The following is a 22,038-nucleotide window of genomic DNA, read 5'->3' as shown; positions in this document are numbered from 1 at the left end:
TCCGGAGGGAGCACCAGAATGGCAGCCCCAACGATCCCCCTCGGCAACACCGACGAGTTCCCCATCAACACGGCCGCCGTCGACCTGGCGTGGCAGAGCGACGACCAGAACCTGTGGTTCGTGACGGCGGAGGGCGCGATCGGCCGCTTCGAGCCCCGAAGCCCCTGGAGCAACACCGTCTTCACCCCGGGACCGGGCTTCGCGGGTACCGCGAACTCCCTGGTCGCCTGGCCCGGCCACGGCGTGTGGACCTTCCTCTCGGGGCAGAGCGCGGCCGTCTTCGTCAAGTGCGACAACAACGGCCACTACCAGACCCACCCCCTGGACAGCGGGCGGGAATGCCACTCCATGGTGCTCGCCAAAAGCCGTGAGGGATGGGACCGTATCGTCGCGGTGCTGTCCGACCGGAGCCGGCTGGTTTTCATCAACTCCGGTGGCGTCATGTCGACTTCACTGACCTACCCCGACGGCCTGCACGGAGTGGCCGTATCGGAACGCGAGCCGACCCGGTACTGGCTCAGTTCACCCGGGGGCAGGTCGCTGGTGCGCTACGACGCCCACACCGGCGCCTTCTCCCCCGCCGTCACCATCGGCGTCGAGCCACGGGATCTGGCCGTCACGCCGTCGGGCGACACCGTATGGGTGGCCACCCCGGACAACGAGATCTACAAGTACGGCGTCGGGGACGGTCTGCTCACGCGCGTCGACTCCCCCTGTCCCGCACGCCGCCAGAAGGCGACCGCGGACGGTACCCTCTGGTTCGCCGGCCCCGAGGGCGACGCCATCGGCTACGTCCTGCCGGGAGAGGCGAGGGCTGCCGTGATCTCCACCGGTGACGGCTCGCGGCCCTCGGGGCTGGCCATGTCCGCCGACAGCCGGTTGTGGGCCGCGCTCTCCGGCAGGCAGGCGTTGCGGCGCGTGTCCCGGTACCGGCTGGCCGTCGTGTCCGGGGACGCCCAGTCGACCGTCGTCGGCCGGCGCTTCGCCGACGCCCTCGTGGTCAAGGCCGTCCAGCTGGACGGAACGCCGGTGGCCGGACAGCGGATCGAGTTCTCCGTGGAGGGCGGCTCGGCCGTCTTCGAGAACGACAAACCGGCGGAGACCCGCTACACCGGTACGGAGGGCGAGCAGTTGGGCGCCGCCACGAGCTCGCTGCTCAAGGCGCTCAAGGAAGGCCCCTGCGTCGTCACCGCCCGCTGGACGGAGACCAAGGCCGTCGCCTCCTTCTCCCGGCTGACCGTCACCCCGCCGGTGGGTGCCGCACACCACGTCCGCTATGTCTCGGGTGCCGGACAGACCGTATCCCCGGGGAAGTCCTTCGACGAGCCGATGAAGGTCATCGTGGAGGACAAGGACGGCAGTCCCGTGCCGGGCGCCGAAGTCACCTTCAAGATCCGCGACGAGGGCGCGGCGACGTTCCCCGGCGGAGTGGACACCGCCAAGGTGACCGGCGAAGCCGATGGTTCCGCCACATCCCCCGTGCTGACGGCCGGTGACAAGGCCGACGTGTTCGCCGTACGGGTCTGGGTGGCGAAGACCCCGGTGAGCCTGCTGCTCGAACAGAACATCCAGTGACGGCCGCCTACTGACCGGCCCTCCCGGTTCCCGCCCTCGGGCGGGAACCGGGCTCCGGCGGACACATGCCCGCATCTCTCGGTACAGACGGAGGAACGCGCCCCCACCATGCCCGAGAACGATTCACCGCTGCGCACCGAGTACGACTTCCAACTCCCCCACGGCTATGTGGATGCCGCGGGCACTGTGCACCGCCAGGGCGCCATGCGGCTCGCCACGGCGCGTGACGAGTTGTCGCCCCTGATCGACCAGCGGGTCAGGGAGAACCCCGCCTATCTGGGGGTGATCCTCCTCAGCCTCGTCATCACGCGGCTGGGGACCGTGAGCGAGGTCCACGCGGGCGTGGTGGAGCAGCTCTTCGCCAAGGACCTCGCCTATCTCCAGGACCTCTACCGGCGCATCAACGGCCTGGACTCCAGCCACGGCGCCGTCGCCTGTCCCTCCTGCGGGACCAGCTTCGCCCTGCCCGGGCCGGCCTCGGGCGGCCGCCTGGGGGAAGCATGACGCACCCGGAGCGCCGGCTCCGAGAGGAGAGCGCCTACATCGCCTACCACTTCCACTGGGCGTACAAGGACATCCTCACCCTGCCGCACGCGGAGCGGCGCGCGTGGGTGCGTGAGATCGCACGGATCAACTCCTCCATCAGTGAGGGGCGGTGAGTGGGGTGGGTGTGTTGAAGGGGTTGAACGCGTTGCGCCCTTCCAAGCCGGGACGGTGGCGGCGGGCACGGCGTACGGACCCGGTGCCCGACCGGGCCCCGGCCTCCCCGGCTGCGGGGGCTCCGCCAGGGCCTCCGCCAGGTGCGGACTGGCGTGTCGTCGCGCCCGTCGGGCTGTTGCGCATGCCGGTGCCGCTCCCCTGCGGACTCGGCGCCTTCCGGCAGGACCTCGCGGCCTGGTGCCCGGCGCCGCTCGTCACGGCCGACGGCCGGTTGCTGCCGCGCGGGGTGCCGCTGGCAGTGGAACTGGCCGATCATGGCACTCCTCTGATGGGGTTGGCGGAACTCCCGCCGCTCGCCGGGGCGCTGTCGCGGTCCGAGGAGCCGGGGGAGGGAGTGGAGGTGACGCCTCCGGTCCCGCCCTTACCCGGAACCGGGGACTTCGCCCCCGTTCCCCCGGTGGGCGCGAGGCATGTCGACCGACGATCGGGCGAGCACGGGGTGGGCACCCGGCATGAGGGCGGAGCCGTTGAGGAACCCCGCCTCTCCTCGGGGCAGGGAAGCGGCGCGGACCGACGAGCCCGGAGCGGGCCCGACGACCGGCCCGGCGCCTCGGAGGGTGCGGTACCTCCCGAGCCCCGCACGCCGGGGCCCGCGAGCGACCGAGGGCGTGATCAGGGCCGACGGGCCCTGGGCGAAGCCCACGAAGCCGGTGCCCCGGGGAGCGCGGAGCACGGCCGGCACAAGGCCGCCCGACGGCCCGGCCGTCCTCTGAGCCCTGAGCGCGACGCGGACGACAGAATCCGGAGTGAGCCGTTCGTCACCGGCCCTCCGGCCGGTCCGGTACCCACTGAGGACTCGCGGGGACCAGGCGAGGTCTCCGTGCCGGGGGCGCTCAGGTACCCGGCGCGCGACGGAGACGTCCTCGGCCACCGCGAAGCCCACAACGTGGGCTCACCCGGAGAGCCGGGACGCCATGGGGACCGGGGGGAGCCGGGCGGGTCTTCCGGCTCCCCCCTGCTGCGGAGCTTCGGGCACCGTCACGGCTCTCCGGCCCGGGACGGAGACCTCGGCGTCACCCCTCGACAGGGCCTCCTGCACCGCCACGGTCCGGACGGAGGCGGAGCGGACGGTCACGGGCCGGCCCGTGGCCCGGAAGAGCACCGTGCGCAACCGCACCGGGCCGAAGCACCCAGCACTTCGTGGGCCCCCGGGCACCGCCGAAGCCAACCTGACCGGGGCAGCGCCGACGTCCCTGATCCGCCGGAGGTCCTGGGACACCACCCGGACCGACCGGGCCAAGGCGATCTCCCTGGTCTCCGTTTCCCTTCGAGCGGCAGGCACCGCCGGCACCGATCCGACAAGGGCGCGGCCGACGGCCCCAGCGCGTCAAAGGGTCCGGGGCGCCCTCAGGACCAGCCCAGCCAGGGCGAAGCCCTCGGCTTCGGCCTTCCTTGGAACCTGGGGCACCGCCAGGACCGACCCCACTGCATCGCAGCAGACAACCCCGGTTCCCCAAGGGACCCGGAACACCCCCGAGCCCGGGCAGGACACAGCGAGGTCCCCGGTCCCGGCTCCCCGAGCATCTCCGGCCACGCCGAGCCTCGGGGCGGCCACAGCAGGACCCGGGCGACGTCTCCGCAAAGATCCGGTCGCCCCCCGGGCCGGCAGGACCATGACGCGTTCCCCCTCACGGCGCCGCCGGGCATCCCGGAGCAGCTCGGCGGCCGACGCACCCCCGGCGAACCGCCCGGCCCCAACCCTCCGTGGGGTCCGGGGCGGGGCCACGGTTCGGAGAAGGGGCGGGACCGAGACACCCGCCCCACCACCGGCTCCCTCCCCCCGGCCGGCCCCCGGCACCGGCTCGGCGTCGGGCAGCCGCTCCCCCAGGTACCCGGCACCGCCATGCCGTTCGTCACCCCGCCCCCCGCCGGGAACGAACGGCCGCCCGGCACAGCGGCCGGCGAACCGTCCACCGCGGCCCCCTTCGCATCCGCCCCGGCCCCCACCTCGGCCCCACGGACCGCGCACAGCCCGGCCCCACCGGACGCCGCGGCCGTCGCCCGGGATGTCGCTCAGGAGGTCGCCCGGCGGCACGCCGGGCTCCTGGCCGACGCCGTGGTTCCGGCCCTCGGGTTCTCCCAGCGGACGCGCCGCGCGGCGACGCGGTGGCAGTCGCAGTCACCACCGGCTCCACCGCCGACCCAGGACAACCCCTGGGGTACCTACCCGCCCCGCTGACGCCCCGCCGACGACGCCCCGACGCATCGCCCTCGAAGCAGCCGCACCGCCCGACCCACGGAGTGCTCGCACATGCCGGACCAACCCTTCGCCGTCAGTTCCCACTTCCAGCTCTCCATAGGCCTGCACGCCCTCGGCTCCTTCACGGCCTGTGACGGGCTCGGCTGCACCATGGACGTCGAGGAACGTGTCGAGGGCGGGACGAACGGGCACGTGTGGCAGCTGCCGACGCGGCTGCGCTACACGAACGTGGTCCTCAGCAGGCCGCTGACACAGGAGACCGTGCTCGTCTGGGCCTGGCTGCGGGCACAGGTGATCGAACCGGTGCGGCTCCCCGGGCAGCTCGTCGCCCTCGGCCCGGACCGGCGACCACTGGTGCGGTGGCTCCTCGACGGTGTGCTGCCCGTGCGCTGGAGCGGACCGATGTTCGATGTGGACCAGTCGCAGCCGGCCCGGGAGACCTTGGAGATCACCCACAACGGCTTCCTGGGCATCACCGTCTGACCCCTCCGAACCGTCCCTGCCCGTCCGAACCGTCGAGAGGACCACATGCTGTCCGAGCTCCTGGGAGGCGCGCCGGTACGGGCCGCCCTCGTGATCTACGACCCTCCGACGGGGACCGGCAACGCCCCGGGGCCGGAACGCGGCCGCGTCCGCTTCCACTTCAACCCCGACCGGGTCCAGATCGGCAAGCGGGCCCGCTGGGACCGCAGCCCGGCGCCCTCGAGCGAGGAGGCGCCCCGGGCACAGTTCGTGGGGGCACAGCCGCGCACGCTGACGCTGGAGGTGTTCCTCGACGCGGGTGACTTCCGTTCCAGCGTGCAGGACCAGGTGGAGAAGCTGCTCGACTGCTGCGCCCCGACCGCGCGGAGCGCCACGGCGAAGCCCGCGTCGGCGCCCTGGGTGCGGCTGGAGTGGGGGCGTTCGCACACGACCGCGTTCCTCGCGCTGGTGACGCAGGTCGACGCGGCGTACACCCGGTTCGGGCACGACGGGACACCGCTGCGCGCCACCTGCACCGTCTCCCTGGAGGAGGTGGGCGGCGCGACGCCCCGGCAGAACCCGACGTCGGGCGCCGACGGGCCGGTGGACACCCATCTTGTGGTGGGGGGCGACACCCTGGCCGGACTGGCGTGGCAGGCGTACGGCGATCCGACGAGGTGGCGGGCGATCGCCGAGGCCAACGGCGTCGACGATCCGGCCCGGGTGCCGGTGGGCACGGTGCTGGTCCTGCCGGTCCTGGAGGAGCGCCCCGCGGGAGGCGCCGGATGACGGAGCGGCTCTACGCGGCGGAGCCGGTCGTCGCCTTCGGCTCCCCGTTGCCGGAGCAGTGGGCGGAACGGCTGGTGGAGGCTTCGGTGGAGACGTCGGTGGGGCTGCCGGCCCGCGCGACCTTACGGTTCCGCGATCCCGAACACCGCCTCCTGGCGGCGCTGAGGATCACCGTCGGGGCGCCGGTGACCGTGGCGGTGGCCGCCGCGCGACGCCGTACCCGGGCACCGATCTTCGACGGCGAGGTCACGGCGCTGGAGACCGAGGTGGACGCCGACGGGACGTTCACGACCATACGGGCCATGGACCGGGGGCACCGGCTGGCGCGAGGGCGGCGGGTGGCCGCCTACGTCGAGACCACGGTGGCCGAGGTCGCCCGGGAAGCCGCCTCCCGGCACGGGCTGACGACGGGCCGGGTCGAGGCCGAGCGCACCCGCATCCCGCACGTGGCCCAGCCCAACCTGACCGACTGGGAGCTGCTGAACCACCTCGCCGACCAGCGCGGTCTGCGCCTGACGGTCGAGGGGAACACCCTCCACATGCGCCGCCCGGCCGCCGCCGACGCGGCGCCCGCTCCCGGCACGGGGGCGGACCGGAGCCCGCTCGTCCTGGAGCAGGGGGTGAACCTGCTGGCGCTGCGTGCCACCGTGTCTTCCGAGGGACAGGTCGCCGAGGTGGAGGTCCGGGGCTGGGATCCCGACAGCAAGGCCGCGCTGTCCGTGAAGGCCGGTGCGGGCGACAGCGAACGGCTGCGCCTGGGCGTCACGCCCGCGCAGCTCGGCAAGGCCTTCCCCGGGCCGGCGCCGGAACTTCTCGTGGGCGGCCGGGCCCACACCACCGCACCGCAGGTGGACGTGGCGGCCCACGCGGTCGCGTCGGAGTCGGCGGCCGCGATGGCCATGCTGACCGCCGAGGTCGCGGGCACCCCCGAGCTGGGGGCGGGCGTACCGGTGGCCCTGGCCGGAGTGGGTGAGCCGTTCACCGGCAAGTACACCGTCACTTCCTGCGGTCACGTCTTCGACGGGGACCAGGGCTACCGGAGCGTGGTCCGGGTGGGCCCGCTGCCCCCGCCCGTCGTGCCCTATCCGCCGCCCCTGTGCGCGCCGGGCGTGGCGGTGGGGGTCGTCACGGACATCAAGGAACCGGGGAAGGGCCAGCGCGGTGCCGTACGGCTGCGTCTGCCGTGGCTGTCGCAGGACTACGTGACCGACTGGGTCCGTACCGTCCAGTGGGGCGGGGCCGGTGGCGGCGGCGTCTTCGCTCCGGAAGCCGGGGACGAGGTCCTGGTCGGCTTCGAGCACGGGCGCCTGGACCGGCCGTACGTGCTCGGCGGGCTCTACAACGGCCTCGACGCCCCCACCGACCATGGCCTGCCGCTCGTCGACGCCGGTACCGGCCGGGCCAACAGGAGTTCTCTGGCGTCCCGTTCGGGCGACCGCCTCGAACTGCTCAGTGTGACCGACGGCCCTCAGGGCGTCCGGCTTCTGAGCGGCGACGGCAAGCTCGTCACCCACCTCGACAGGAAGGACACCACCATCGCCTTCGCGGCGGGAGAAGAGGGGAAGACCGTACGGGTCTCGCTCGACGGCCGCGGCGAAGGCACCCTGACCATCGACGCGGGCGAGACAGGCACCCTGATCCTCAAAGCCGGCACGGTGACCGTCACGGCGGCCGGCAGTGGCGGCGGGCAGCTGACGCTGGAGGGCGCCACCGTCACGGTGAAGAGCGGCGGCGAGCTCAAGCTCGAAGGGCAGAAGACCACCATCACCGGCAACACCGTCGACATCAACTGACCTGGCACGGACGGGAGACGACCGTGGACATCATCGGCGCGGGGTGGGCGTTCCCCGCCGTCATCACCGGCACCGGCCGCGTAGGACTGGCGACCGGCAGCGACGACGTGGAGCAGGCCATGCGGATCATCCTGTCCACCGCGCCGGGCGAGCGGCCGATGCGGCCGGAGTTCGGCTGCGGCATCCACGGTCTCGTCTTCGACACGCTCGACGCCACCACCGTCGCCCGCGCCGATGCGGAGGTACGCCGGGCACTCGACCGGTGGGAGCCACGGATCGAGGTCGACGACCTGCTGTACAGCACGGACACCGTGGACATCGGCGTGCTCTACATCGACATCCGCTACCGGCTGCGCGCCACCAACGAACCCCGCAACCTCGTCTTCCCCTTCTACACCCTGCCCGGAGATTCCCCGAGTGAGTGACTTCCCCATGGCCGATCCACCGCCGCCCGAGCGGTCCGCCCTGCCGGAGGCCTTGTCCGACGCGTCCGGAGTTCCCGTTCCCGGCCTGGACGACCTGAGCTTCCAGCCGCTCGTGGACGCCGCCAAGCGTGCCCTGCCGCAGCGCGCGCCCGAGTGGACCGACCACAACGTCTCCGACCCCGGCGTCACCCTGATCGAGGCCTGCGCCGAACGGACCGACCAGCTGCTCTACCGCGTCAACCGCATGACGGACCGTCAGCGCTCCGCCCTGCTGCGCCTCATGGGCATCACGCCGCTCCCCGCCTCACCCGCCCGGATCACCGTCGCGTTCGCGCGCACCGACGCCAGGACCGGGCTCCGGGAGATCCCGGCGGGCACCGAGGTCAGGACCGAGGGCGAGCAGCCGGTCGTCCTGGCGACCACCGCACCGCTCGTCCTCGCCGAGAACCAGTCCACGGGGGTGGTGGCGGCGCTTGAGCAACTCGTCCCGGTCGCCGAGGTGCTGGGCACCTCCGACGGCCGTCCCGGCGGTCGCTTCGCGACGCGCCACCGGCCGTGGCGCCCCGGCACTCCCGTCGCGGAGCCTCCGTTCGGCCCGGGGCTGACGGTCCAGGTCGGGGACTCCGTCTGGCCGGCGGTGCGTACCTTCGCCGAGGCCGGGCGGGGGGACCGGGTCCACTGGTGGGACGACGCCTCGTGCGAGGTCGTCCTCGGCCCTGCGGTCCCCGCCGAGGGCGTGCCCGAGCAGCACGGGGACGTGCCGCCGGAAGGCACGAGGATCAGCGCGGAGTACCACGTGTACCGAGGCCGGAAGGGCAGTCTTCCCATCGGCACACCGCTGACGGTGGTCTCACAGGCCGGGCTGAGCGCCACCGCCGACGGCGTGCTCGCCCCCGCCGAGGACGCGGAGGACTGGCGGCAGGCGCTGGAACGCGCGGGGCTGGGCCTCACCCCGCTGCGCCGCGCGGTCACCGCCGCCGATCACGAGCAGATCATCGGGGAACACGTGGCCGGGCTGGCCCGGGTCCGGGTCACGACGCTCACCCGGCCCACCGACTCACGCGTGCCGATCGCCCTGACGCAACCGCCGCGCCCGTCCGAGATCCTCGCCTGCGCCGTCGCCGCCCGGGAACCGGTGCGGGCCGTGCACTACTTCGCCGACGGCGAATCCATCACCCCTCTCCCGCTGCCCCTGGGAGGGCCGGGCGAGAGCAACGACGACGAGGCGGTGCCCGGGCCCGTCGCGGACGCCAAGTGCCTTGACGCCGTCATCCGCACCGGCGAGGGCGAGCCCAGGCTCTGGTTCTACGGGACCCAGTGCCTTTGGGACGGTGAAGGGGCGTCACCACAGGACATCGGCAGCGCGTTCCCCGACCTGCCGGAGGACTTCTCGTCGCAGCTCGACGCGGTCACCGTCCTCGCCGACCCCGCCTCGGACGACGCGTACGAACTGTTCTTCTTCAAGGGCGAGACCTTCTACCACCGCGCCTACACCTCCACCGACCGGGCCTTCGTGCCGCAGGCGGAGAGCCGGGGGGTGCGGTCGCTGATCTCGGAGGCGTTCCCCGGCCTCTCCCCGCAGTGCCAGGTGTCCCCGGACGCCGTGGTCGTCATCGGCGGTGTCTTCTTCTTCATGAAGGGGACGAGGACCGAGCCCGCCCTCTGGCGTCGTGAGGACGACCCGCTTCATGTCCTCCTGGTGCCGCTCTTCGAGGGAGACCCGGCGCAGGCCCCTCCCGGTGACGCGTTCGACGTCCCCCCGGACGTCCTGGACTCGGTGGTGGGCGTCGTCGAGGCCTCCCGGTTGCTGGGCGAACGGCTGCGGGTGGGCACACCCCGCTACCACCGCTTCGGGATCGCGGCGACCGTACGCCCCTGGAGCAGCGCGGCGGCGGACCAGGAGCGGACCCGGCGGGCGACCGAACGCGCCCTGCGCCGCTTCTTCCACCCCACAGCAGGCGGACCGGACGGGCGGGGCTGGCCATGGGGCCGGCGCGTCCACGCGGGCGACGTCTTCACCGTGCTGGAGGCGGTGCCGGAGGTCCGGGGCACGACCGAGGTGAGCCTGTTCGTCGGCGACGGGGCCGTGCCGTCCGTCGAGGTCTCGGACGGCGGACTGGTCCTCGTGGACGACATGGTCATCAACGTCGACATCACCGAAGGCTGAGGAAAGAGGACCGCGCATGTCCGCGTACGCCGCACGTCCCCTGCCCCTGCCGGCCGTCTACGGGCACGACACGGTCGCGCTCGCCTTCGCGGCCGCGCTCGGCGAGGCCATGGCCCCGGCCGAGGAACGGATCGACGGTCTCGACGCGGTGCTCGACCCCTGGCGTGCACCACCGGCCTTCCTGGACTGGCTGATCCGGATCACCGGCGCCCGGGTGGAGCCGGGCTGGCCGGAGGGCCTGCGGCGCAAGGCCGTCGACCTCGCGCCCCGCCTGGCTGCTCATCGCGGGACGCCGTACGGGCTGCTGCTGGAGGCCCGGGAGATCCACGGCTGGGTGCCGCCCCGCTTCGCGCTCGTCGTCGACGACCCCGGCCGCGTCTTCACCCACGACGACCCGGCACCCCGCGCCGGACGCATGCTCACCGTCACCCTGACCGCCCCGGCCGGGGAGGACCAACGGGCCCTCGAGAGCCGCCTCACGCGCCTGGTCCGGGCGCACTGCCCCGCCCACCTCCCCTTCAAGGTCACGGTCACCCTTGCGCACAAGGCTCCTGACGAGAGGTCACAGCAGGGATGAGTCTGCCGACACCCGAGTACGACCGACGCACCCGCGACGAGGTCGTCGCCGGCGCCGTCGCCGCCGTACGGCGCAAGGTGGGGGCCTGGACCGGTCAGGACCGGACGGACCCCGGCCGGGGCCTGATCGAGACGTGCGCCGACATGGTCATGGGGCTGCGCGACCGGCTCAACCTGGCCCCCGACCAGCGCCGGCTACAGGTGCTGCGGCTCCTGGGCGTGCGCCCGTACCAGCCTGCGCCCGCGCAGACCGAGGTCGTCCTCCAGCTCGCCGCGCCGTCTCCCGAGCCGGTGGTCGTCCCCGCGGGCCAGGAGGTCGCCACACGACCGGTGGGGGAGGCGGAACCGGTTGTCTTCAGCACGCTGACGGAGGCGGTGCTCAACCCCTGTGTCCTCGTCGCCGCCGGGGACTTCGCGGAATCGGGGCGGGCCGACGGCGCCGTCGAGGGCACGCTCACCGCCTTCGGCCCAGGGGCGGGCCGGACCGTCGAGCCGGGCGGCCCCGCCTTCGCCGGGCCGGCCTTCCACCTCAACCTCCCCTACTTCGGCGACTTCCCGCCGCCCGGGGACGCCCTCGCGGACACCGGTCGGGTGAGCACGGACAGCGGCGGCCCCTCGTTATCGTCGTACGCCTTGGTCGTCCTGTCGGTGCCCGTACCGAGCACGCGCGTGACGCTGGACGTGACCATGGGCGCCGGTCCCACGCCCGAGGTGGGCACGGGCGTCACCCGGGGGCACTGGGAAGCATGGCAGGGCACTCACTGGACCGGCTGCCGGGTCGTCACGGACACCGTGGCCGTCCAGGGCCGGCCGGGCAAGGTCACGCTCGATCTTCCCCCCGCCCACGCGCCCGCCCAGCTCCTGCTCCACCGGGCGGTCGGCGAGGGCGGCGACTCCGTGCAGCGCCTGAGGGACGTCGGGCTGATCCGCTACCGCGCCGATGCGGACCGGAGCGCCCTGACCCGGGTCGCGCTCGACCCGGTGCTCGCCGTCTCCGTCCCCGTCGTCCAGGCCGGGCTGGTACGGAACGAGACCCTGGGCACCGCGGCGGGCACCCCCGGCGAACGCCTCCGCTTCGCCCATCCGCCGCTGCCCCGCAGCACCGACCCCCTCGTCGTCGAAGCCGTGCTCGGCGAGCGGACCGCACAGTGGACGTATGTCGCCTCGCTCGCCGGATCGGGCCCCGGAGACCGGCACTTCACCCTGGACCCGCGCACCGGCGAGGCCGTCTTCGCACCCGTCGTGGCCGGTGCCCGGGGACCGCGACAGCACGGCGCGCCCCTGCCGGCCGGAGCGGTCGTACGGATCCGTCGCTATCTGACCGGCGGCGGTGCCCGGGGCAACGTACCCGCCCGCACCATCACCGTGCTGCGCACACCGCTGCCGTACGTCTCTGCCGTGACCAACCCCGCACCGGCGGTCGGCGGCACGGAACGCGAGAGTGCCGCCGCCTGCGCGACGCGCCTGCCCCTGGGCGCCCCGGTGCCGGAGCGGGCGGTCGTCCCCGCCGACTACGAACAGCTCGCGCTGGCCGCGTCGGCGGGCATGGCCCGTATCCACCACGTCGGGGACGCACCCGACGACGCGCTCGATCCGGCACGCAATTATCTGCCGTGGCGGCCCGCCAAGACGGACGTCGTCTTCACCCTGGCGCCCGGCGCGCTGACGGTTCTCAAAGGGATACAGGTCATCGCCCCCACGGAGGACGGCGAGACGGTCTTCACGACGACGGAGGAGGCCACGCGCGTGCCGCCGGACGCGGTGGGCGCGGCACACCTCGGCCTCGTCCCCGGCGTCACCGCCGCCGTCGGGATGTTCGCGGCGGGTGACTACCAGGCGGGTGGTGAGTTCTCCGGGCCTTTCAAGGAAGGCGGCGGGCTGGTCCTGGCGCTGGTGGAGATCAAGAAGCCGCATAATCCGGGTCACCTCACGCTCTGGGTGACGGCGGGAGGCAACCGTGGGCCGGAGGACCGCATCGCGGTGTCCGTGTTCGCTCCGAGAAAGACGGCGCCATGGTGGGACACCGCCGCTCCCCTCGCCTACGCCTCCGCGCCCGCGCAAGAGATCACAGTGGCGGACGGTCCGACGGTCTCCGCCCATCCCGTTTACGTGAGCAAGTCCGAGCGGTGGCAGGCGGCCGTCGCACGCGGCGACCTCGCCCGCACGGCACAGGACGCCGTCGACGGGCGGGGCGCCGGTTTCCCGACCGAGGAGGCCGTCTGCTGGATCGCCGTCCAGATCCTCGACCCGAAAGGCACACCCACCACGACGTACACGGTCTACGCCGACTCCGGGACGACGGACCCCGTTCCCGCCGAGCAGTACGAGGAGCACGACCGGGCACGAGAGCCCTTCTTGTCCACGGGAGAGCCCGGTCAGGTCCACCCCCTGTTGCACTCCCCTGTGTACGGGCAGCTCCCCAAGGTCCGTGTCGGCACAGAGAACTGGCACTCCGTCACGTCCTTCCACGAGTCCCTTGAGGACAGCAAGGACGTGGTCATCAACGCCAGTACGGGCCAGGTCCACTTCGGCCCGAAGGTGACGGGCGGCTCCTCGGAGCCCCGGCAGTACGGCGCCGTTCCGCTGCCCGAGGGCACGCCCATCACCGTGGACGGCCTGTACAAGGCCACGCTCGGCGCGGCGGGCAACGGCATCCCCCCGGGCGGGATCAGCCGGCTGAGGAACCCGGACGACGACCACATCGTCGGCGTGCGTAACGTCACCACCTCACATGACGGCAAGAACGGCTACACCGACACCAGTGGCGGTAGCACCCAGGCCGGCGTGACGCTGATGGTCATCCCCTTCGTGACTGCCGACGAGCGGGGCTGGTTCCCCTTCCACATGCTCACCCCCACCCGCGACGCCAGCGACACCTTGCGCCGTTCCCTGCGCGCCTGCCAGCCGGAGGGCGTTCCGGTGTGGCTGAAGCAGCCCGTCTACCACGGCATCCGTGTCGATGCCCGGATCGTTCCCGCGGACTACCGCACCGCCGAAGAACGCGCCGAGCTCCGCGCCGCGGCGGAACGCGCCCTGTACCGGTACTTCAGCCCCGTCGGCGGCGGCCCGGACGGCACGGGATGGCCGCTGGGGCGCCCGGTGTACGCGGGCGAGGCGTTCCGGGTCCTGGAACAGGTGCCGGGGGTGGGCCGCGTCGCCACGGCCGAACTCGTCCCGGTCGATCTGCTCGACGGCTCGGCGTCGGACCCCGTCCTGAGAATCCACTGCGGGCCCGGCGAGACCGTGTACTCCGTCGAACACCGAGTCACCGTCGCGGAGGTGCCCTCATGAGCGATCGGAACGAGCCCTTGCTGGTGGCCCCGGACTGGGGCGCGGACACTCTGGCCGTCGTGGACCTCACGGCACCGGAGGGTCCCGAGGTCCGTTTCACCCCGGTGGGGAGCAACCCGCGTGCCGTCGCCGTCAGTACGGACGGCACCCGGGCCTATGTCGTGAACCACGACGACGGAACGCTGTCCGTGGTGGACCTCACGGTCCCGGAACACCCGGTTCTGCCTCCGGTCCCAGCCGGAAACGGTCCGTGCGCCGTCGTGGCGGGGCTGGTGGACGACCAGGTCTGTGTGGCGTCGGCGGACGGCAAGGTCGAGGTGTTCGACAAGGAGGGGCAGCGGAGCGGACAGCGCCTGTCGGTCGGTACCGGCCCCTGCGCGCTGGCGGCGGCCCCGGGCGGCGGGGCGCGACGGGTCTGTGTGATCGACGAGACGGACGCCACGGTGACGGTGGTCGACGTGAGTCAGGCGGGCACGCCGTCCGTGAGCGCGGCCGTCTCCGTACCCGGGGTCACCCGGGCGGCCGCGGTGGCGCCGGGAGGACGGTTCGCGTACGTCGCGAGCCAGGGGGCAGGTACGGCCGATGGCCGGGTGACGGTGCTGGACCTGGACGCGGACGGCACGGCGGTGGGTGACCCCGTGCCCGTCGGGGCCGAGCCCCGTGCCCTCGCGATCGGCCCCGCCGGCGACCGCCTGTGCGTGGCGAACTACGGTTCCGCGTCCGTCACCGTCGCCACCGTGCACCCGAACAGCGGGCGGGTCGACACCCCCACCGCTGTTCCGGCCGACGCGCACCCGGTCGCCGTGGCCTTCGCCCCGGACGGCGAAGTGATCCATGTCGTGAGCCAGACCTCGGGCATTCTCACGGCCATCCGCGCGGACACCCTCGACCACACGGCCGTTGAGCTGAAAGGCGTGCCCGCAGGGGTGGTGTTCGGCCCGGACGGCCACCACTCCTATGTCACCGACCAGGCCACCGGACAACTGACCGTCGTGCGGGCCGCCCCGCGCAAGACGGCCTGCATCCCCGCCGGAGAGGGGTCGAAGCCGGTCAACGTCGCCGTCTCCCCGGACGGCACCTGGGCCTACGCGGCCGACTCCGTATCGGAAAATGTCGCGGTGCTGGATCTCAGCGACCTCGCCCCGCTCGCCCCGGTCCCCCTCGGGGCCGCGCACAAGCCGTGGGACGTCGCCATCGCGCCCGACCTGGGATTCGCCTGTGCGACGAGTCCGGAGTCGTCGCATCTTCTGGTCCTCACCCCGGTCCAGGGGAACAAGCTCACCGGGAACGGCGAGGTGACGGTGACCCCCGTCCAACTGGCCCCCGATGCCCTCCCGTACGGGGTGGCCGTCACCCCCGACAGCCGGTACGCGGTGACCGCCGACTCCGGTACGGCGACGGTCTCGCTCGTCGACCCGAAGGGCGGTACGCACACGATCGATGACGATGTCGTGGGCTGCCAACAGCCCACGGGTGCCGCCGTGTCCAGAGACGGCCGGACACTCTACGTGGCCGACTTCGCCTCCACCCCGGACGGGGCGCGGGGCGGGCAGATCGCGATGCTCCAGAGGCCGGAGCAGGGAGAGTGGCAGCGGGAGGAAGTCATCGACGCGACGGCGGGCCAGCTGTCGGGACCGCACGAGTTGGCCCTGTCACCCGACGAACTCCGGCTCTACGTCGCCAACTACGGGAACGGGACCGTCTCGGTCCTCAAACGCGACGTGGTGGGTGATCCGTGGAGTCACGCGATGACGGTGACCAAGTCCCCGACCCCCATGAAGTGGCCCAACGGCCTGGCCCTGTCACCGGATGGAGAGACCCTCTACGTGTCCAACAACACCAACGGCCACGCAACGGTCGAGGTGTTCGACGTCTCCACCACCCCGGCAGCGCATCGGCGAACGATCAAGATCGTCATCAACCCCGACCCTGGGCGCTCCGTCAACGCCGGGCTCGCCCTCTCCCTCGACGGCCACTATCTCTACGCGGTCGACGCCGAGCACTGGAAGCCGGGAACCGGGGCGCTGGGCACGGTGTACGGCATCCAGCTGACAGCAGAAGGCGATCAGATGGAGACCGTCGCCACGGCCCCCCATGCGCACACCGACAGGCCCAGTGCGCTGGTCTGCCGGGACGACCGGACCCTGTACGTCGTCAACCAGGAGAGCCCCGACCCCCGCGAAGCGTGCCTGGCGGTGATCACCCTCGACGCTTCGCGACTCGGCGTCGAGAGCACCGAGCCCCGCCCCCTCGACAAGGACGACCTCCCGCACTCGGCGGCGATCTCCGATGACGGCACCCTCTACGTCGCCAACTTCACCAGCAGGACGGTCACCGTCTTCGGGTCCAAGGTGACGCCCGTACCGGTCGGTGAGCAGGGCGCGTCACAGCCGTGGGACGTGGCCGTCACCGACGACGGCGCCTACGCCTACGTCACCGACCGCACCGCCGATTCCCTGCGGTGCGTCCGTCTCTCCGACCACCAGGTGACCTCTCTGGGCGTGGGCACGGATCCCATGGGCGTGGCCTGCGCCCCGGGCGGCCTGCGTGCCTATGTCGCCAACCACGGGAGCGACAGCATTTCGGTCATCGGCCCCGACGACGCCTCACCGGGCACGCCCAAGATCGTCGCCACCTGGGAGCATCCACGGATCATCAAGCCCGAATCAGTGTCGGTATCCGCGGACGGGGCCTGGCTCTTCGTGACCACCGAGAACAGCGGAGAGCTCCTGATGCTCGACACCCGGACCGGAACGCCGCGTTTCACCATACCGGCCGGCGAACGGCTCACCGGAAGCACACCTCACCCGCAGTCTGCGAAGCACCTGGTGTACCTCGCCGACGAAGCAGGCGCGACCGTATCGGTGGTCGACACCACCACGCTCGCTCCCCTGGACACGACGACACCGCTGGGGTTCGACGTCCGGCAGGCGGTCGGCGTGCCGACGACGAACTGACCGCACCGACTCCACCCACCCATCCGGCGCGCGGACAGAGGCACACAGATGATCGATCTGGTCGACCAGGCATTGAAGTCACGCGTACAGCACGACGTGACATGGCTGCCGCCAGGCATCCCCGTCACCTTCCAGCCGCCCGGACGCGACGGAGCGCTCGGGGAGGCCGTCGGCGCCGAGACGGTCGGCATCTACCTGTACGACCTCCGCGAGGACATGGACCGGCGGCAGACCGGCACCGTCTACCAGTACGACAGAGGAACCATGGGGCTGCCGGACCGGAAGTCGGCGGAGTTCGACCCGCCGCGCTACGCCCGGCTGTCGTATCTCATCGCCGCTTGGGCACCGGACGCCCTCAGCGCCCACCGCATACTCGGAGAACTCTTCGTCGGCTTCGCCAAGAGCCGGGTCTTCCCTGTGCCCCTGCCCCCGGAACTGCAGGAGATGGAGCTGTCCGCTCTCCTCGACGTCGGCCACCCGCCCGCCGAGGACCGTGCTCTGACGGAGCTGTGGAGCGCGGTGGGTCACACGCTCGTCCCCGCCCTGAACGTCACCGTGACCGTTCCCCTGCTGTCCTTCCTCCCGGACGGCTACACCCACTGGGTGACCGGGCCCCCTGTCGTCCGCGAGGTGCTCAAGCCCGGGCCGGGGACGGACGAGGACGCGCGGTGACCGCCACCGCGCGCCCCGGAGCACCCACCGCCACGGCCACGGACTGGCTGCTCGCCCGGCTGGCCGTCATCGAGGCCCGGGTGCGGCGCGCGATCGCTCTCCGTACGGGCCAGGAATCCGTACCCGCGGAGCTCATGGAGCCGCCCTTCGACCCGTTCCAAGGGCTCTGCATCTCCGACGACATGGCCCCGCACCTCCTGGACACGCCGGCCGACCCGCTGATCCCCGCCACCTCGGACGACGCCCTCGCCGCCGCTCTACGCACCCGGGAGGACGCGGCCGCGGCGGCCGGTGCCGCGCCACCCCTGCGCAGTCTCGCCGAGGAGTTCGGGCTGGACGCGCTCGCCCTCGACATGGTGGTGATCGCGCTCGCCCCCGACGTCGACGCCCGGTTCGAGCGCTGCTACGGCTACCTCAGCGACGACATCACCTGCCGCCACGCGACGACCGGCCTGGCCCTCGCTCTCTGCGGCGTCCCGAGCGCCTCGGCGACCGCCCGCCGGGTCTTCGCGGCCGACGCGCCCCTGCGCGCCGGTGGCCTCATGGAGATCCGGGATGTCTCCCGGCCCTTTCTGACCCGGCCCCTACGCGTCCCCGACCGGGTCACCGCGCACCTGCTGGGCGACGACTCCCTGCCGTTCTGTCTGCGTCACCTGCTGGCCCTGCCGGAACGCGGCCGGCCCTTGGGCGAGGGCCCCGTGGCCGAAGCCGTACGGCACCTGACCCGGCTGCTCGCCCACCGCCATCCGGTCCACCTGCGCGACAGCCCGGACGGTGCGGCCGGAGCCGTCGCCGAGGCGGCACTGCGCGCGTACGGACGGCCCGCGCTCCGGCTGGACCTCACAGGTCTCGCCCAGGAAAGGGACCCGGCCGGATTCGTCGGCGCGGCGCTCCTCGAAGCACGACTGCGCGGCCATGGGCTGGTCGTCGGCCCCGTCGATTCCCCCGACGCCCGGCACATACAGGACCTGCTCGCCCCGCTCGACGGCACCCCGGTTCCTCTGGTCCTCACCGGGCGGCAGCCCTGGGACGCCCGTTGGACGGCCGCTCCCCCGGTGCTCGCCGACTGCCCGCCCCTGACGGAGCCGGAACGCACCGCGCTGTGGCGGTACGAACTCGGCGCCCACGCCGGCACCGTGACCGACGAGGCGGTGGCCACCGGCACCCGGTACCGCTTCGGACCCGGCCGGATCCGCGCCGTGGCCGCGGCCGCCGGCCGGCAGGCCGCCGCGCACGGCACCCCCGTCGACGCCTCCGCGGTCCGGGACACGGCCCGCGCGTGGAACGGCGGAGCGCTCGACCGCCTCGCCCGGCCCGTGCGCCCCGCTGTCGACTGGGACGATCTGGTGCTGCCCGAGCGGACGCACGAGCAGCTGCGGGATCTCGCCCGGCGCGTACGCCACCGCGACCGGGTCCTGGGAGAGTGGCGGATGCGGCCGGGCGGGGGGCGCGGGCGTGGTGTCACCGCCCTGTTTAGCGGCGGCTCCGGGACCGGCAAGACCCTGGCGGCGGAGGTCGTGGCCGCCGCGCTCGGTCTCGATCTGTATGTCGTCGACCTCGCCACGGTCGTCGACAAGTACATCGGGGAGACCGAGAAACACCTCGAACGGATCTTCACCGAGGCCGACTCCGTCGACGCCATACTCCTCTTCGACGAGGCCGACGCCGTCTTCGGCAAGCGCACGGCCACCCAGGACGCCCACGACCGCTACGCCAACACGGGGACCTCTTATCTCCTCCAGCGCCTGGAGTCCTTCGACGGTCTGGCCCTGCTGACCACCAATATGCACGCCAACATCGACCAGGCCTTTCTGCGCCGTCTCGACCTCGTCGTCCATTTCCCCGCACCCGACGACGCCCGGCGCCACGCCCTGTGGGACCGCTGTCTGGGCACCGCCGCACCCCGGGCCGACGACATCGACCAGGCCGGCCTGACGGCCCTCGCCTCGGCCTTCGACCTGTCCGGCGGCGCGATCCGCTGCTGCGTCATCACCGCCGCCTACCGGGCCGCCGACGAGGACCGCCCGCTCACCATGGCCGATCTGCTGGCGGCCGTCCGCGAGGAGTACGCCAAACTCGGCCGCTATGTGGACGAGTCCCGCTTCCGCATCGGGGGCTGAGCGTGCCCGAGCCCTTGACCCCTGTGGGGGATCAAGGGCTCGGGCGGGTTAACCGGCCGTCACAGGTCGTACCCGGGGGCAGGTGAGGCTCGCCTTGCCCTGGTACGTGGCCCCTGGGGTGTCCGCGGAGCCGGAGGGGTTGCTCGCCGCGATGTCCACGGTGAAGACCACGTCGAACGGGCCACCGTCGACGACGGCTTCCGTCTCGCCTTGACCCGTCCTGGCGTACGTGGCGCGGTTCGCCGAGGGAACCTTCAACTCGACGCGCAAGGCTCCCGCGATCGGAAAAGCCGGTGTCGAGTAGCCGACGGGCGGGATGACCCACGACTCGATGTCGCCGGGCACACAGGCGACGTGCTGCTCGATCCGAAAGCCTGCCGTTCCCAGCGGCAGGGGGACGGGCGGAGGCGGTGGTGTGAGCACTACGGGAGGATTCACGGTGAGCGTGACCGTATCGCCCTGTCTCACCACGATTTTCTGCACGGCGCCTCAGCCGCCCTGGCCGGGCTGGCCGGCGATCTGCGTGATGGTGAACTGAACGAACTCGGCGGGACGCACGGGCGCGATGCCGATGTCACAGATCACCTGACCGGCGTCGATCGTCGACGAGGTGTTGTTCGTACGATCACAGATCACATAGAACGCCTCGTCGGGCGTACGTCCCAGCAGCGCACCCTGACGCCACTGATCAGTCAGGAAACTGCTGACCGAATGCCGGAGAGTCGCCCAGAGACGCTCGTCGTTGGGCTCGAAGACCGCCCAGGTCGAGGACTGCCGGATGGAATCCGACAGGAACGACACCAGACGACGCACATTGAGGTAACGCCAGTCACGACTCCCGGAGCGCGTACGAGCACCCCACACCAGCAGGCCCCGGCCGGGGAAGCTCCGCAGGCAGTTGACGCCCCTGTCGTTCAGTTCGCCGTTCTGGTCGTCGCTCAGCAGGACGGGTAGGTCGAGCACGCCGCGCAGGTTCTGGTTGGCGGGGGCCTTGAAGACGCCGCGCTCGGCATCCGTACGGGCCCACACACCGGCCAGATGACCGGACGGCGGCACCGTGCGCGGAACGCCGTCCACGCCGGGCACCTTCACCCAGGGGTAGTACAGGGCCGTGAACGCGGCATCCGGGTCCGACGAGTCGAGCCCGTCGACGAACTCCTTGAGTGGCTCGACGAGCAGCTTGGGTGGAGCGTCGACCACCGCCAGACGGTTGCGCTGGGCGGTGCAGTGAGCGACGACCTTGCCGATGAGCGACTTTCCGTTCCGCAACTCCGGGGCCGGCGGGGCCTCGGCGTCGGTGGCCGCGACGGTCATGTCCCAGAGACTGGGCACGGCGACCATGGTCACTTCCGGCACCGTCTCCAGGCCACCGAGTCCGGTGCGCTCCTCCGCGTTTCCGCCGAGGACGGACTCCGCCACGGCCACGTCCGGATTCAGGAAGCCGACGACATAACAGGACGTGCCGCCATTGGCGAAGAACCCGTAGACCGCCTCCGCGAGGGTGAAGCAGCGCTGGAGTACCTGGATCCTCTTGAGGTCCCCTGCCGCCTGCGTTTCCTTCTTCAGGAGAGCCGCCAGCTCCGTCCCCAGTGCCGGAATGCTGTAGCGGTCGGCGAACTCCTGCCAGCCGCGGATCGGCTGGGGGATCCTGCGTTCGTCCGGTGTGAACGGAGGAGTCCCCGTCTCAGTGGGCGTGTCGGTCGGTGTGGTGGTGTACCCGAGGAAGGCCGGGGTGGAGGTGCCCACTCCGACGATCATGCGCACGCCGCTGGACTTCTCCGTGACGTAGACACCCGGAGGCTTCGTCGTCATCGCTGTCGTTCCCCTCTCGGCTGGTGGGCTCCGGGCTATTCGACGGTGATGTCCTCGTAGGTGATCGTCACTTGTTCCGTCGCGTTCCCGGAGTTGGCCGCGCCGAGCTGGGGGCCTTCCCAGCGGGATGCCCAGGCGTTGGAGAGGTGGATGCGGCGGACCGTCTGCTTCTGCGCGTCCTTCAGGGCGATGGTGATGTTCTGCCGGGCGCTGTCGAGATCGGCGTTGACCAGTGTGGCCTTGATCCAGTCGGTGAACGCGGTGCTCTTGTCCATGCCCCGGGTGATCGTGATCTCACCGGTCTTGCGCGCGCCCGGCTGTTTGCGCACGATCAGTTCGCCTGTCGCGGACACCTGCCGAACCTCGACGACGTCCTGTTCCAGGGTCAGTCCGGACACGTCCTGGACGGTCTCGACCTGGAACTTGCCCAGCTCGATGGCGAAGGTGCTGCTGCTGAAGGTGTCACCGGTCAACACGTG

The 22,038-nt window shown here is 72.2% G+C and carries 16 protein-coding genes; 13 read left to right on the top strand and 3 right to left on the bottom strand.

Translation table 11 applies throughout. The features are described from left to right. The first annotated feature begins 18 nt into the window (after nt 1–18). The 13 genes from CYQ11_RS26370 (at nt 19) to CYQ11_RS26300 (ending at nt 19,747) form a co-directional block, all read left to right on the top strand. Nucleotides 19–1,575, top strand: a complete 1,557-nt coding sequence (locus CYQ11_RS26370; RefSeq protein ID WP_099202802.1) for a hypothetical protein — start codon at nt 19–21, stop codon at nt 1,573–1,575. A gap of 108 nt (nt 1,576–1,683) precedes the next feature. Further along, entirely contained in the window at nt 1,684–2,079 is a 396-nt protein-coding gene (locus CYQ11_RS26365) for a hypothetical protein (protein ID WP_099202801.1), read from the top strand. Then, nucleotides 2,076–2,234 carry a DUF6760 family protein gene (locus CYQ11_RS29870; protein ID WP_181143796.1) on the top strand — a complete coding sequence of 53 codons (159 nt, stop codon included), beginning with the start codon at nt 2,076–2,078 and terminating at the stop codon, nt 2,232–2,234. Before CYQ11_RS26365 ends, CYQ11_RS29870 begins: the two co-directional genes overlap by 4 nt. 2,312 nt (nt 2,235–4,546) lie before the next feature. Next, a complete protein-coding gene (locus CYQ11_RS26345; RefSeq protein WP_099202797.1) occupies nt 4,547–4,978 on the top strand; it encodes a phage tail protein in 432 nt (143 codons plus the stop codon). 45 nt (nt 4,979–5,023) lie between these two features. Next, nucleotides 5,024–5,746 carry a CIS tube protein gene (locus CYQ11_RS26340; protein ID WP_099202796.1) on the top strand — a complete coding sequence of 241 codons (723 nt, stop codon included), beginning with the start codon at nt 5,024–5,026 and terminating at the stop codon, nt 5,744–5,746. Next, entirely contained in the window at nt 5,743–7,539 is a 1,797-nt protein-coding gene (locus tag CYQ11_RS26335; RefSeq protein WP_099202795.1) for a VgrG-related protein, read from the top strand. The genes CYQ11_RS26340 and CYQ11_RS26335 overlap by 4 nt, the downstream gene beginning before the upstream one ends. 23 nt (nt 7,540–7,562) lie before the next feature. Beyond that, nucleotides 7,563–7,964 (top strand): GPW/gp25 family protein, encoded by a 402-nt coding sequence (locus CYQ11_RS26330; protein ID WP_240003711.1) that lies wholly within the window; start codon nt 7,563–7,565, stop codon nt 7,962–7,964. Beyond that, on the top strand, nt 7,957–10,131 hold the full coding sequence (locus tag CYQ11_RS26325) for a baseplate J/gp47 family protein (RefSeq protein WP_146104745.1): 2,175 nt from the start codon (nt 7,957–7,959) through the stop codon (nt 10,129–10,131). The genes CYQ11_RS26330 and CYQ11_RS26325 overlap by 8 nt, the downstream gene beginning before the upstream one ends. Before the next feature lie 16 nt (nt 10,132–10,147). Beyond that, nucleotides 10,148–10,708, top strand: a complete 561-nt coding sequence (locus tag CYQ11_RS26320; protein ID WP_099202793.1) for a phage tail protein — start codon at nt 10,148–10,150, stop codon at nt 10,706–10,708. Further along, nucleotides 10,705–13,998, top strand: a complete 3,294-nt coding sequence (locus CYQ11_RS26315) for a putative baseplate assembly protein (RefSeq protein ID WP_099202792.1) — start codon at nt 10,705–10,707, stop codon at nt 13,996–13,998. Before CYQ11_RS26320 ends, CYQ11_RS26315 begins: the two co-directional genes overlap by 4 nt. Continuing rightward, nucleotides 13,995–16,955 (top strand): beta-propeller fold lactonase family protein, encoded by a 2,961-nt coding sequence (locus CYQ11_RS26310; RefSeq protein ID WP_099202791.1) that lies wholly within the window; start codon nt 13,995–13,997, stop codon nt 16,953–16,955. Before CYQ11_RS26315 ends, CYQ11_RS26310 begins: the two co-directional genes overlap by 4 nt. 48 nt (nt 16,956–17,003) lie before the next feature. Beyond that, the gene (locus CYQ11_RS26305; RefSeq protein ID WP_099202790.1) at nt 17,004–17,627 is read left to right on the top strand and encodes a Pvc16 family protein; all 624 of its coding nucleotides are present in this window, start codon (nt 17,004–17,006) and stop codon (nt 17,625–17,627) included. Beyond that, on the top strand, nt 17,624–19,747 hold the full coding sequence (locus tag CYQ11_RS26300) for an ATP-binding protein (protein WP_240003710.1): 2,124 nt from the start codon (nt 17,624–17,626) through the stop codon (nt 19,745–19,747). The genes CYQ11_RS26305 and CYQ11_RS26300 overlap by 4 nt, the downstream gene beginning before the upstream one ends. 48 nt (nt 19,748–19,795) lie before the next feature. Here CYQ11_RS26300 and CYQ11_RS26295 read toward each other — a convergent pair whose 3' ends face one another. Genes CYQ11_RS26295 through CYQ11_RS26285 form a run of 3 tightly spaced genes read right to left on the bottom strand, consistent with a single transcriptional unit; the run spans nt 19,796 to nt 22,035 of the window. Continuing rightward, entirely contained in the window at nt 19,796–20,215 is a 420-nt protein-coding gene (locus tag CYQ11_RS26295; RefSeq protein ID WP_279382116.1) for a contractile injection system spike tip protein, read from the bottom strand. 21 nt (nt 20,216–20,236) lie between these two features. Then, complete coding sequence (locus CYQ11_RS26290; protein WP_099202788.1) at nt 20,237–21,559, bottom strand: phage tail sheath family protein; 1,323 nt, start codon at nt 21,557–21,559, stop codon at nt 20,237–20,239. 35 nt (nt 21,560–21,594) lie between these two features. Further along, nucleotides 21,595–22,035: a phage tail protein gene (locus CYQ11_RS26285; protein WP_099202787.1), complete on the bottom strand. Its 441-nt coding sequence runs from the start codon at nt 22,033–22,035 to the stop codon at nt 21,595–21,597. Nucleotides 22,036–22,038 lie beyond the last annotated feature (3 nt).

This window comes from Streptomyces cinnamoneus (assembly GCF_002939475.1).
GTDB lineage: Bacteria > Actinomycetota > Actinomycetes > Streptomycetales > Streptomycetaceae > Streptomyces > Streptomyces cinnamoneus_A.
Note: the sequence above shows the minus strand (reverse complement) of the source record. Positions and strands in the feature narration are given on the sequence as shown.

What these genes read in the sequence shown, in the direction of transcription:
- CYQ11_RS26370 (WP_099202802.1), top strand. Translation starts at nt 19, where the DNA reads ATGGCAGCCCCAACGATCCCCCTCGGCAACACCGACGAGTTCCCCATC.
- CYQ11_RS26365 (WP_099202801.1), top strand. Translation starts at nt 1,684, where the DNA reads ATGCCCGAGAACGATTCACCGCTGCGCACCGAGTACGACTTCCAACTC.
- CYQ11_RS29870 (WP_181143796.1), top strand. Translation starts at nt 2,076, where the DNA reads ATGACGCACCCGGAGCGCCGGCTCCGAGAGGAGAGCGCCTACATCGCC.
- CYQ11_RS26345 (WP_099202797.1), top strand. Translation starts at nt 4,547, where the DNA reads ATGCCGGACCAACCCTTCGCCGTCAGTTCCCACTTCCAGCTCTCCATA.
- CYQ11_RS26340 (WP_099202796.1), top strand. Translation starts at nt 5,024, where the DNA reads ATGCTGTCCGAGCTCCTGGGAGGCGCGCCGGTACGGGCCGCCCTCGTG.
- CYQ11_RS26335 (WP_099202795.1), top strand. Translation starts at nt 5,743, where the DNA reads ATGACGGAGCGGCTCTACGCGGCGGAGCCGGTCGTCGCCTTCGGCTCC.
- CYQ11_RS26320 (WP_099202793.1), top strand. Translation starts at nt 10,148, where the DNA reads ATGTCCGCGTACGCCGCACGTCCCCTGCCCCTGCCGGCCGTCTACGGG.
- CYQ11_RS26315 (WP_099202792.1), top strand. Translation starts at nt 10,705, where the DNA reads ATGAGTCTGCCGACACCCGAGTACGACCGACGCACCCGCGACGAGGTC.
- CYQ11_RS26310 (WP_099202791.1), top strand. Translation starts at nt 13,995, where the DNA reads ATGAGCGATCGGAACGAGCCCTTGCTGGTGGCCCCGGACTGGGGCGCG.
- CYQ11_RS26305 (WP_099202790.1), top strand. Translation starts at nt 17,004, where the DNA reads ATGATCGATCTGGTCGACCAGGCATTGAAGTCACGCGTACAGCACGAC.
- CYQ11_RS26290 (WP_099202788.1), bottom strand. Translation starts at nt 21,559, where the DNA reads ATGACGACGAAGCCTCCGGGTGTCTACGTCACGGAGAAGTCCAGCGGC.